The sequence below is a fragment of the Streptomyces asoensis genome, from assembly GCF_013085465.1.
In the GTDB taxonomy this organism is placed as follows: domain Bacteria; phylum Actinomycetota; class Actinomycetes; order Streptomycetales; family Streptomycetaceae; genus Streptomyces; species Streptomyces cacaoi_A.
Genome location: NZ_CP049838.1, coordinates 9,301,911 through 9,313,881, shown reverse-complemented (window position 1 = coordinate 9,313,881; position 11,971 = coordinate 9,301,911). Strand labels below are relative to the sequence as shown.

The window sequence follows — 11,971 nt, the reverse complement described above, 5'->3', positions numbered from 1 at the left end:
GCACCCCGAGCAGGCCTGGCAGGCCTGGCAGGCCGAGCAGACCGAGAGGGTGTGCCTCACGCCGTCAGCACTTCCTGGCTGCCTGTCAGGTGTCGTCGACGAAGGCGGGTGAAGGCGGTGGGGCTGGGTCGACGCGGGAGGAAGTCCTTGATGTGCTGCGCACATTCGCGTGGGTCTGCCGCGCCGGTGTCGCACTCCAGGTCGTAGTCGTCGTGGGCGTGGACCCGGTCGTACTGGTGCGCTGCGAGGCCCGGCGGACGGTCCCCCCGGGCCAGCTCACGGCGGACCAGTTCGTCCAGCGGGCAGTGGACGCCGACGAACAGTACGTCCTCGGGCCGCAGCACCGTCAGGCAGTCGAGCAGCCGCCACGGCTCGCTCAGCACATGGTCGACCACGATGTCGTTGCCCGCAGCGGCCATGGCGGCGATCGAGCGGTGAAAGCCCATCCGTGTGCGCCGGAGCGCGGCTTCGAGCTCCTCGGCCTCGAGCTCCCGCTTGCTGCGCATCGCGTTGAAGCCGTCGACCGCCATGTGGAAGAACACGCCGTCGTCCAGGATGTCCAGGAGCTCTCGGGCGATGCTCGACTTCCCCGAGCTGGAGGTGCCGTTGAGGAAGATGATCCGACCAGGTGCCATGTCGGCATGATCACATGCTGCCCGAAACCCTGTTCGGGGAATCTCGAGCTGCCCGACGCGGGGTACACCCGGGTGGAACAGATGGGCACGGTGGCCGGTTCGACCGGACCGGGATCGCCGCCGGTCGATATTCCGTTGGAGCAGGTCGTTTCCGCGCTCCTATAGTGGCGGCCATGCGCGCCTCCTACCCCCGAACCCCACATGTGCCCTGGTCACCGGGCTTTTCCGCGGACGATGTGCGGGCCGGCGGTCTGGGCGGGTTCGTCGGGCGGGAGATCGTCGTCAGCGAGAAGCTCGACGGGGAGAACACGACCCTGTACGCGGACGGGCTGCATGCCCGCTCGCTGGATTCCGCGCACCATCCGTCGCGAGCGTGGGTCAAGGCCCTGCATGGGCGGGTGGGAGCGCGGATACCGGCGGGGTGGCGGGTCTGCGGAGAGAACCTGTACGCGCGGCACTCGATCCCGTACGACGTCCTGGACAGCTACTTCTACGGGTTCTCCGTGTGGGACGAACGCGACCGGTGCCTGGGCTGGGACGAGACCGTGCGGTTCCTGAGTGGGCTGGGCGTGCCGGCGCCGCCGGTGCTGTGGCGGGGGACGTTCGACGAGCGGGCGCTGCGGCGGCTGCGGGTGGAGACCGGGCGGCAGGAGGGTTACGTCGTACGCACCGTCGAGGGCTTCGCGCGGGAGGACTTCGCCGGGCGGGTCGCCAAGTGGGTGCGGCCCGGGCACGTCACGACGGGGACGCACTGGATGCACGCGGCGGTCGTCGCCAACGGGCTCGGACCGGCGGCCGCGCTGTGGGCCGTGCGGTCCGGGGCGGCGCCGGACGCGGTGGCGCTGGCCGGGCACGTGGGCGTGGCGGACGGCGACGCGGACGCCGCCGCCGAGGTGGGTGCGCGGCTGGACGCGCTGGGGCGAAGCGGGGAGGCGCGGCTCGCGGGGGTGCTCGCCGCGCTGCTGCACCGCACGCGACGGGCGTGGCTGATGAGCCGCGCCGCCGGGCCCCTGGGAGTGCCGCTCGCCAGGCGGGTCGCCGACCTGGTGGGGCTGCACACCGCCGTGCACCGGCCGTACCCGGACGCGGAGCGCCGGGCCGGACTCGCGCGGATGTCGTTCGCGGCCGACCTGGCGGTGCTGCACGCCGTGGCGGGGGCGGTCGCGGGGGAAGAGCAGGCGCGGGAGCAGACGCAGTGGTCGGCTCTGCACGCGGAGGAGGCCGGGCTGCTCGGCGAGACGCCGCTCGGGCCGCTGAGGGACGGGCTGCGCCAGGCGCTGGCGGCGGAAGCGATCGGCGGTGCAGTCGGGGACCGGTGCTGGGCGGAGGCCCGGGAGCTGTACGCGCAGGGGCGGGTCTCCACGGTGGAGGAGGCCGTCGCGGCGACGTGGCGGTGGCGGAGCGGGGATTTCCCGCGGCTGGTGCACCTCGTGGGGCCGTCGGGCAGCGGCAAGAGCGCCTTCGCGGCGCGACTCAAGGACGTTTCGGCGCGCGTCGAACTGGACGGGCTGCGTGCGGCGCGTGGCTCGCGGGCGGACCAGAAGGCCAACGCAGAGGTGCTGCGGGAGGGGCTGGAGCGGCTGGACGGAGCGCTCGGCGCCGGTGGCACGGTGGTGTGGGACGCCACGTCGCTCAACCCGCACCAGCGATCCCTGGTGCACTCCGTGGCGCGACGCCGGGACGCGCTGGTCACGCACGCCGTGGTGCTCGCCGACGAGGACGAGCTGCTGCGCCGCAACGCCACGCGCGCGCATCCGGTGCCGGCGGACGTGCTCGCGGGCCAACTGCGCCGGTTCGTACCGCCCTATCCCGGTCAGGCGCACCGCACCTGGTACGTGGGCGCGGACGGGACCGTGGAGGACCGCGACGGCACACTGGACGGGGAGGACGTCTGATGCGTACCAGCGAGGAGATCTATCACCGCGTGCGCTGGGACCCCCGCTTCGACCCCGCGCGGTTCGTGCTCGGCGTCAACCAGCGCGGCGCGGCGCCCAAGCGGGTGCCGCTGCCGATGTTCGTGCCGGGCGGCGAGATCCCGTGGCACCGGGTGCTGTTCGTGGAGGCGGACGGCGAGGTCGTGTGGGACCGCGCCACGGGCGTGGACCGCGTCGACGCGTCCGGCGCCGGCCGGGTCCGCGAGGCACGGCGGCTGCGGGCGCCCTTCTTCACGGCACGGCCGCCGCACGCGTGGGACGCGTCCGCCGGCCGTTGGATGCCCGCGGCGTCCGCCCAGGGGGAGACGGGGCGGGACCGGGTACGGGTGCTGACCTGGAACACCCTGTGGGACCGCTACGACAGCGACCGCATCGACACCGCCCTGCGCCGCCCGCTGCTGTTGGAGGCGCTCGAGCGCGCCGACGCGGACGTCATCGCCCTCCAGGAGGTCGAGGCGGAGCTGCTGGCCATGCTGCTGGACGCCGCGTGGGTACGAACCCACTACACCGTCGGCACCGACCCCTACGGGAAGGACGTCGACGACTGCGGTCTCCTCCTGCTCAGTCGGCTGCCGGTGCGGGAGGCGGCCCTGCACGTCCTCGGCCACCACAAGGCGGTCACCGCCGTCGTCGTGGACACGGTGTCCGGACCGCTGACCGTGGCCGCCACCCATCTGACGAGCGACCATTCCGAGGACGGGCCGACCCGGCGCGGCGCCGAACTGACCCGGCTCGCCGAGGGGCTGTCCGGTGTGGCGGGCGGCCTGGTCCTGGTCGGCGACTTCAACGACGGCGGCCTCGGCCCGGCGCGCACGCTCGGCATGCGCGACGCCTGGACCGAGACGCACGGGCCGCACGATCACACGCCCACCTTCGATCCCGGCGTCAATCCGCTGGCCGCCGTCTCGTCCCTGTCGGGCCGCGTCTCCCGTCTCGACCGCGTCTTCGTCCGCCCCGGCGACGGTCCGCGCGTCACCGGGGCGGCACTGCTGGGCGACGCGCCCACCACGGCGGGGCTGTACGTCTCCGACCACTACGGGGTCGCCGCCGACCTGCACTGCGGCGCCGACGCGCCCGTCGACGTGCTCGACGTCGCGCCGACACCTCGTACGGCACTGGCCTGGGTCCCTCCGCGCGAACTGTGGCCGGCGGTCCAGGACGTGCGCCGCGACCACGACGTGCAGATCCGGCGCTGGCCGCCGCACGTGAACGTGCTGTTCGGGTTCGTCCCCGAGTCGGACTTCGAGCGGGCGGCCCCGCTGCTGGCCACGGCGGCCGCGCAGGTCGCGCCGTTCACCGCGCGGCTGGAGGGGCTGCACACCTTCGGCCACCGGGACGGCGCCACGGTGTGGCTGGACCCGGCGGCCGACGACGACACGCCGTGGGCGGAGCTGTGGCAGGCACTCGAGCGGCGCTTCCCGCGCTGTCGCGGACGCCACGACGGATTCACCCCGCACCTGAGCCTCGGCCGGACCGGCGACCCGCAGGCCGTCGCCGTCGACTGCGCGGCCCGTCTCTCCCCGATGAGCGCGCGGATCGGCGAACTGGTCCTGCTGTCCCGGCGGGGCGACGAACCGATGCGACCGCGGGCCACGGTCGCCCTCGGCACCGGCGAGGTGCGGTGGCTCCCCGAGCCCGCCCTCGGCCGGCCCGACCGGGGGTGGGAGGAGTGGGCCGCGCCCGCCGCCGACGCGGCCGTCCTGCCCGCCACGGACGACGCGGCGGCCGAGCAGGTCGTGCGGCGCCTGACGGACGCGCTCGGCGAGGGTGTCGTCCGCCTCGCGGGGTCGCGGCACCTGGGCTGCGCGCTTGCCGGATCCGATGTGGACGTCGTCGCGGCGCTGCCCGGCGCCGTGGACCTCGCGGCCGTGCGGGAGCGGGTCACGGCGGCGCTGCCGGGCGCCGAGCGGATGCGGGAGGTCGTCGGCGCGCGCGTGCCGGGGCTGCGGTTCCACGTCGGCGGGCTCGACGTGGATCTGGTGGTCGTGGCCACGGGGTCGATGCCGGCGAAGGACGCGACGGCCCGGCGGGCCGAACTGGGGGAGGCCGCGGCGATCGCGCTCAGCTCGGTCTCCGACGCGGAGGCTGTCCTGACGGCCGTGGGCGCCCACCGAAGGCCGCAATTCGTGGTGCTGGCACGAGGAGTGAAGGCGTGGGCGCGGGCCCGCGGCCTGGACGGGGCACCCTTCGGCGGCCTGCCCGGAGTGGCGTGGGCGGTGCTCGCGGCCCTCACGGTCCGCCGGTCCCCGGACCTCGTGGACTCCGGCGAGCTGCTGCGACGGTTCTTCGGCACTTGGGCCGCGTGGGACTGGCGGGAGCCCGTCGGTCTCACCCCGGAGGGTCGCGAGACCGACGCGGCCGTGACCGTGCTGACGCCCAGCGCTCCCGTGCGCTCCTGCACCGAACAGGTCGGCCCACACGGCCGGGACCTGCTGAGTCAGGAGCTCTACAGGGCCTGGGAGACAGTGGAGGCCGCGGCCGCCTCCGGGACGGATCCCTGGCCCGAGCTCCTCTGCCCGCCGCCCCTGCACCGACGGCACGCGGCATGGGCCGTCGTGACGGTCCCGCGCCGGCAGGAGGAGGTCTTCGACGAGCTCAACGGGCGCGTACGCGGACGTATGCGCGCGCTGCTCAGGGCGCTGGAGGAGGCGGGGGTGCAGGACGCGCACGCCTGGCCGCGGCCCCTGGCCCCCGGGCCCACGTCCGCCGAGGGACCCGCGAGCGCGCGCTACGCCATCGGGCTGGGGCACACACCGCTCGACGCGGAGCGGCTCGCGGGCATCGCCGGACGGTGGGGCACCGGCCTGCCGGGCGTGCGGGTGACATGGGTCGAGGGCGGGGCGATTCCCACCGTGCGCTGACGTACGACGACGGCCGTCGCGCCGGGCACTTCCGCGTCCACGTAAGGCTGCGCACGGCGCATCGCCCGCCGCGCAGCAGATCCTCGAGGTCCGGCAGGGGGTCGAGGGCGGGGCGTCCGGGCGGGAAAGTGTCAAGGCCCCTGGCTGAGAGGCGCATCGACCCAGCGGCGATAGGCGTCCACGTCGACGTTGCTGCCGCACACGATGGTGACCACGTGCCGGCCGGCGAAGCGGTCACGGTCTTCGAGGATCGCCGCGATGCCGAGCGCGGCCGACGGTTCGACGACGAGGCCGGCGTGGTCGAGGAGCATCCTCATACCGGCGATGATCGACGCCTCCTCGACCAGGACGGCGTCGTCAGCGACCAGGAGGAGGTCGTTCAGGACGGCCGGGATGGGGCGCCGGCCGGCGACCCCGTCGGCGATGGTGTCGGTCGAGTCGGTGGTGACGACGCTCCGTCGGCGCCACGAGTGGGTCATCGCCGGTGCGCCCAGCGGCTGGACGCAGATCACCTCGACTTCGGGTGCCAAGGCCTTCATCACATGGCCCACCCCGGTGGCCAGGGCCCCGCCGCCGAGAGCGATCAGGACGGTGTCGAACGACGGCACGGTGTCCACCAGTTCCAGGCCGATGGTCGCCGCGCCCTCGCAGGTCTCGATGTCCAGACTGTCCTCGACCAGCCGGATGCCGTCGTACCGCGCGACAGCCGCCGCCCGCTCGCGAGCCATCTCGAAGTCGCCGTCCACCAGCTCCAACCCGGCGTCCAACGCGCGGATGCGATCAAGCTTGGCCGCAGGCGCGCAGCGGGATGCCACGACGGTCACGTCGAGCCCCCGGCCGCGACCGGACCAGGCGAGGGCTTGGCCGAGGTTGCCCGCGCTGGCGCACACCACGGCTCGGGGGCCATGGTCGGCGAGCAGGCTCGCGACGACCTCGGTGCCGCGGGCCTTGAAACTCCGGACGGGGTTCGCCGTTTCGAGCTTGATGCTCACGGTGCACCCGAGGGAGGGCTCCAGCGCCTCGCAGCGGTAGAGCGGAGTGTCGAGGAAAACCGGGTCGATCATCCGGCGAGCCGCCCGGATACGAGCGATGTCGAGGCGCGTCTCCTGCACGACATGGCAGCGTAGTGCCGTCGGCGCTGCGCCATCGAGCAATTGTCCATTCCTGCGGGTCGGTTGAGCTCGATCCGGCTGCGTGAGCCTCGGGGCGCTCGACGACGTGGGCCGGGTGGACCCGGCCCAGCGGACACTTGAGGAGAACCATCTCCTCCGCTTGTCCGTACTATCTCTCCATCAGTGCTCTGCACAGGGCTTTGCAGTGTGTGCCCGGCAGGCATCAACCCGCCCGGACGGCGGGCTCGGCAGGTCCGTCGACTGCCGCCTCACACCGAGGAAAGGTTGTGCGCTTCATGTCCGAGAACGCTTCCGCCACCGAACTCACCTCGCAGTACACCGCTCAGGTGACCGCCGACCTGGAACGCAACACCAAGGAGCAGGAACGTGTCGGCGCGGAAATCGCCGCCCTGCAAGAGCAGCTGGCATCCCTCCAGCGGGACCACACGGTGCTCGTCAGCATCCAGCAGGCCATCGACGCGGTGCCGGCGCCCGACACGACGGCACAGCCGCCGGCCACGTCCGTGCCCGCCCCGCGCAAGAAGGCCGCCCGATCCGGCCCGGGCAAGCGGACACAGCCGAGGAAGAAGACCGCCGCCCAGCCCGCCCGGCCGACCGGGAAGGCGGCCGGCAACCCGAGCGCGGGCAAGGCCGAAGTCGCGCAGACGGCGCAGCCGACCCTGGTCGACCTGGTCCGCCGCCACCTCACCGAGCAGAGCGAACCGCGCTCGGCAGCGGAGATCGCCACCGCCCTCGGCCAGGCCCACCCTGAACGCGCCATCAAGACCACCGTGGTGCGCACCACCCTCGAAGGCCTCGTCGCCAAGACCCAGGCACAGCGCTCCAAGCAGGGCTCGTCCGTCTTCTACACCGCCGCCGACTCATCCCCGTCCGCCGCAACCGCACAGACCGAGGAACAGCCCGCGCCGGCCCACGCATGACACCCTCCGTTCCGTGTCTCGGAGGATGTCGAGAACGGCCTGCTGGAACTGGAGGGCAGAGGACCGATCGAGGAGCGCCGGGTGGAGCGTGTCATCGGGATCGACGACGTCCCACAGGACGTCGTGATGCTGCCACCTCCCCATCATTTCTACAGTGATGTAGATTCGATTCGGTGCGACCGCACACGACATCTCGGCCGGTCTCGACCAGTCTCAAGCAGGAGGAAGACAGTGGGAGTTTCCCTGTCCAAGGGTGGCAACGTATCCCTGAGCAAGGAGGCGCCGGGCCTGACCGCGGTGCTGGTCGGCCTGGGCTGGGACGTGCGTACGACCACGGGCACCGACTACGACCTCGACGCCTCCGCCCTGCTCCTGGACGCGTCGGGCAAGGTCCTGTCCGATCAGCACTTCGTCTTCTACAACAACCTGAAGAGCCCGGACGGTTCGGTCGAGCACACCGGCGACAACCTCACCGGTGAGGGCGAGGGCGACGACGAGTCGGTCAAGGTGAACCTCGCCGCCGTGCCCGCCGAGATCGACAAGATCGTCTTCCCGGTCTCCATCCACGACGCCGAGAACCGCGGCCAGAGCTTCGGCCAGGTCCGCAACGCGTTCATCCGCGTCGTCAACCAGGCGGGCGGCCAGGAGATCGCACGCTACGACCTCTCCGAGGACGCCTCCACCGAGACCGCGATGGTCTTCGGCGAGCTGTACCGCAACGGCGCGGAGTGGAAGTTCCGGGCCGTGGGCCAGGGTTACGCCTCCGGGTTGGCCGGCATCGCCGCCGACTTCGGCGTCAACGTCTGACCGGGGCGGACTCGTCATGTTCGGACTGAGCGAATTCGCCATCATCCTCGTCGTCGTCATTGCCGTCCTGGCCGCCAGGAAGCTGCCCGAACTGGCCCGTTCCGCCGGAAAGTCGGCGCGCATCCTGAAGGCGGAGGCGCGGGCGGCCGAGGAGGAGCCGTCGCCCGGTGGGGAGAGTCGACACCCCGGCTGATCCGTCGAGCCCGAACACCTGGTGGCCGCCGTCCGGTTGATCCGCACCGGAGACGCCCTCCTCTCCCCGTCCATCACCCGCCGTCTGGTGGAGCGTCACGGCAGAGGCGGGCACGGGCACCGTGCGGGCGGCGAACACCGGGAAGGCAGCCGGCCCGCACCGGCCGCCGGGACCGGCGATCGCCACCCCGACCTGACCGCGCTGACCCCGCGCGAACTCGAAGTCCTGGGTCTGCTCGCCCAGGGTCTGAGCAACACGGAACTCGCCGCCCGGCTCCACCTGTCCGAGACGACCGTCAAGACACACGTCTCCCGCATCCTGGCGAAGCTCCGACTGCGCGACCGCGTCCAGGCGGTGATCGTCGCCTACCGGACGGGACTGGTCAGCCCCACCCGACTGATCTAGGGCCTGTCGTTCCGGTGTGCTCGTTGAGTATCCGTACTCAGGCGCGATCCTCGCCCGCGGCACGACACTGGGGCTCCGATCGCCCATACCGGAGGTTCCCTCGTGTTCAGCCGTGCCGTCATCGCCCTGACACCGTTCTTCGGGCGGCTCACCGTCACCAGTGAGATCAAGCTGCGCCTGCCCGCGGGGACCCTCTTCGTGGCCAACCACGACTCCATGGCCGACCCCGCCGTCGTCATGGCCGCGCTGCGGCGGCTGGAGCTCGAGCCGGTGGTGATGGCGACCGCGGGGCTGTGGCGCATACCGCTGCTCGGCAGGGCGCTGAGCCGTGACGGTCACATCCCGGTCCACCGCCGTACGGCGCACGCGGCGCTGGCTCTCGACGCCGCCGCCGAGGCGCTGGCCGGCGGCCGGCACGTGCTCCTCTACGGCGAGGGCCGACTGCCGCGCCGCAGGGACGCGGCGGCCACCGCGCCCGAGCCGTTCCGTACCGGGCTCGCCCGTCTGGCGCAGGCGACCGGCGCGCTGGTGGTGCCGGTGGGCCACGCGGGCGCCCGGCGGATCGCCTCGGGGTCGGCCGCGAAGCAGCTGGCGGGCACGTTGACGGCGCCGGTCAGGCGTCCGCACTGCCACGTCCACCTCGGGGCACCGCTGCGGCTGCCCGCGGAGACGGAACGCGGCACGGCGGCCGCCCGACTCGCCGTCACCGCGGCCTGGCGAACGGCGGCCCGCGCCGTGGGCGAACACCCGAGGTAGTCACGGACGGACCCCGGAAAGGGTCAGGGTCGAACACTCGCCCCCGATGCGGTCACGCTCGGACACCCGAAGCGGCCACGGCCCACGGCCCGGCACCCGGCCCCGAAGCGGCCGTCACCGCTCCGCGGGCGGTGGCGCCGTGCTCTGTCGCAGCACCAGCCGCGTCGGTACGAGCGTCGTTCCGTGTTCCGAGCCGTCCGGACGCATCTTGCGCAGCACGGCCTGGACGCAGAGCCGGCCGACCTCGGCGAAGTCCTGGTGCAGGGTGGTGAGCGGGGGCAGGAAGGAACCCGCCTCGGGGATGTCGTCGAACCCGATCACGCTGACGTCCTCGGGCACCCGGCGCCCGCCTTCGTGCAGGGCGCGCAGCAGGCCCAGGGCCATCTGGTCGTTGGCCGCGAAGACGGCGGTGCAGTCCTCGCGGGCGGCCAGCTCGCGGCCGGCCAGGTAGCCGGACTCCGCCGACCAGTCGCCCCTGACCAGGGGCGGCGCGGTGCGGCCCGCCTCGGTGAGGGCGGCCCGCCAGGCGTCCGCGCGGCGCTGCGCCGCGAACGAGCCCTCGGGACCGCCGAGATGCCAGACGGTCCGATGGCCCAGGTCGAGCAGATGCTGGACAGCGGTCCTGGTGCCGCCCGCCTGGTCGGTGTCCACGACGGTGTAGTGGTCGCCGGCGTCGGAGTCCACGACCACGACCTGGACGTGCGGCGGGAGTTTCACGGTGGCCGCGTCCAGCAGGTGGACCTCCATGATGACGATCACCGCGTCGACGGCCAGTTCCTCCAGCCGGGAGAACGCGCCGCGCACCTCGTCGGTGGTGGGCACGGCCACCGGGAGCAGGGTCACCGCGTAGCCCTCGGCGGCCGCCGAGGTCGCGATCGCCTCCAGGGTGCGCACATTGCCGGTCGTGGACAGCGTGAACGTGATGACGCCGATCGTGCGGAACTCACCGCGCTTGAGGGCGCGGGCGGCGCTGTTGGGCCGGTAGCCGAGTTCCTTCATGGCCTCGAGTACCTGCTGCCGGGTCTCCTCGTTCACACCCGCGTAACCGTTGGAGACCCGCGAGACGGTCTGCGAGGACACCCCGGCGAGCCGCGCGACGTCCGCCATGGAGGCCGTGGCCCGGGTGCGTCCCGGCGCTTTGGCCGGTGATCTTTCAGCCATGTCCACTCGGTGTGCCCACCTCTCTGTCGGCGCAGGTGCCACGGTCTCCCCGGAGGACCCTTGACCATCGTTATCGGGGCAGTGTAGACATGCCGCCATCAGATGTTTACGTAAACATAACAGCTTGCCGAGCCTCTTGCGTGGCTGATGTTTACGTAAACATCATGGTGGCGGTGGGGCGTTCGGAAATCTCCGCGCAACATCGCCCCGGTTCCAGGACTGGACGAGCGAGGAACGACATGACGACGCTGCAACCGCCGGTGGCCGCCGAGCCGCGGCCGGCACCTCCTCCGGCGAAAGGGGACCGCCGCTCCTGGACGGGGTGGGGTTTCATCGGTCCCTTCGTGGCCGTGTTCGCCCTGGTCTTCCTGGCCCCGATCGTGTACTCGATCTATCTGAGCCTCTTCCGTGACCAGCTCATCGGCGGCAACCAGTTCGTCGGCCTGGACAACTACACGCGAGCCCTCCAGGACGACGCGTTCTGGTCGGCGGTCGGCCGGGTGGCACTCTTCCTGGCGATCCAGGTGCCGATCATGCTGGGCATCGCCCTGCTGGTCGCGCTGGCGCTGGACAGCGGCCGGCTCTACGGCAAGAGCTTCTTCCGGATCACGATCTTCCTGCCGTACGCCGTGCCCGCCGTGGTCGCCACCCTGATGTGGGGCTTCATGTACGGCACCAAGTACGGCCTGGTGGGCGACATCAACTCCGCGTTCGGTGTCTCACTGCCCGACCTGCTCTCCCCCGGCTGGGTGCTCGCCTCCATCGGCAACATCGTGACCTGGGAGTTCGTCGGGTACAACATGCTGATCTTCTACTCGGCGCTGCGGGTCATCCCGACCTCGCTGTACGAGGCGGCGGAGATCGACGGCGCCGGCCAGTGGCGGATCATCAGCTCGATCAAGCTGCCCGCGATCCGGGGCGCGCTCGTCATCGCGACGATCTTCTCGATCATCGGCAGCTTCCAGCTCTTCAACGAGCCGAGCATCCTGCGTCCGCTGGCGCTGAACTCCATCACCACGGACTACACGCCGAACTTCTACACGTACTCGCTGTCCTTCAACGGCCAGCAGCACAACTACTCCGCGACGGTGGCCATCATCATGGGCGTCATCACGATGATCGTCGCCTACGCCGTCCAGCTGCGCGGCATGCGCAAGGGAGCGTGA

The 11,971-nt window shown here is 72.2% G+C and carries 9 protein-coding genes and 2 pseudogenes; 8 read left to right on the top strand and 3 right to left on the bottom strand.

Going from position 1 to position 11,971, the window contains the following annotated elements:
• Positions 1 to 56: 56 nt before the first annotated feature.
• Positions 57 to 635, bottom strand: a complete 579-nt coding sequence (locus G9272_RS41265) for a chloramphenicol phosphotransferase CPT family protein (RefSeq protein ID WP_171401314.1) — start codon at positions 633 to 635, stop codon at positions 57 to 59.
• Between the two features lie 173 nt (positions 636 to 808).
• Here G9272_RS41265 and G9272_RS41260 point away from each other — a divergent pair, with 173 nt between their 5' ends.
• Both G9272_RS41260 and G9272_RS41255 read left to right on the top strand, forming a co-directional pair.
• On the top strand, positions 809 to 2,530 hold the full coding sequence (locus G9272_RS41260; RefSeq protein ID WP_171401313.1) for an RNA ligase family protein: 1,722 nt from the start codon (positions 809 to 811) through the stop codon (positions 2,528 to 2,530).
• Positions 2,530 to 5,430 carry a poly(A) polymerase gene (locus tag G9272_RS41255; protein WP_171401312.1) on the top strand — a complete coding sequence of 967 codons (2,901 nt, stop codon included), beginning with the start codon at positions 2,530 to 2,532 and terminating at the stop codon, positions 5,428 to 5,430. The genes G9272_RS41260 and G9272_RS41255 overlap by 1 nt, the downstream gene beginning before the upstream one ends.
• Before the next feature lie 131 nt (positions 5,431 to 5,561).
• Here G9272_RS41255 and G9272_RS41250 read toward each other — a convergent pair whose 3' ends face one another.
• Positions 5,562 to 6,542 (bottom strand): threonine ammonia-lyase, encoded by a 981-nt coding sequence (locus G9272_RS41250; protein WP_171401311.1) that lies wholly within the window; start codon positions 6,540 to 6,542, stop codon positions 5,562 to 5,564.
• A 296-nt stretch (positions 6,543 to 6,838) separates the two neighbouring features.
• Between G9272_RS41250 and G9272_RS41245 the strand changes: the two genes are divergently transcribed.
• The 5 genes and pseudogenes from G9272_RS41245 (at position 6,839) to G9272_RS41225 (ending at position 9,644) form a co-directional block, all read left to right on the top strand.
• Entirely contained in the window at positions 6,839 to 7,483 is a 645-nt protein-coding gene (locus tag G9272_RS41245; protein ID WP_171401310.1) for a hypothetical protein, read from the top strand.
• Between the two features lie 231 nt (positions 7,484 to 7,714).
• Complete coding sequence (locus G9272_RS41240; protein WP_020129565.1) at positions 7,715 to 8,290, top strand: TerD family protein; 576 nt, start codon at positions 7,715 to 7,717, stop codon at positions 8,288 to 8,290.
• A 16-nt stretch (positions 8,291 to 8,306) separates the two neighbouring features.
• Positions 8,307 to 8,459, top strand: a pseudogene (locus tag G9272_RS41235) (twin-arginine translocase TatA/TatE family subunit); the annotation flags it as partial.
• Between the two features lie 27 nt (positions 8,460 to 8,486).
• Positions 8,487 to 8,888: pseudogene (locus G9272_RS41230) on the top strand (response regulator transcription factor); the annotation flags it as partial.
• Between the two features lie 102 nt (positions 8,889 to 8,990).
• The gene (locus G9272_RS41225; protein ID WP_057606716.1) at positions 8,991 to 9,644 is read left to right on the top strand and encodes a lysophospholipid acyltransferase family protein; all 654 of its coding nucleotides are present in this window, start codon (positions 8,991 to 8,993) and stop codon (positions 9,642 to 9,644) included.
• 114 nt (positions 9,645 to 9,758) lie between these two features.
• On the opposite strand, the gene G9272_RS41220 is transcribed toward G9272_RS41225, so the two are convergent.
• The gene (locus tag G9272_RS41220; protein WP_216377902.1) at positions 9,759 to 10,751 is read right to left on the bottom strand and encodes a LacI family DNA-binding transcriptional regulator; all 993 of its coding nucleotides are present in this window, start codon (positions 10,749 to 10,751) and stop codon (positions 9,759 to 9,761) included.
• 293 nt (positions 10,752 to 11,044) lie between these two features.
• Here G9272_RS41220 and G9272_RS41215 point away from each other — a divergent pair, with 293 nt between their 5' ends.
• Positions 11,045 to 11,971, top strand: a complete 927-nt coding sequence (locus G9272_RS41215) for a carbohydrate ABC transporter permease (protein ID WP_171401307.1) — start codon at positions 11,045 to 11,047, stop codon at positions 11,969 to 11,971.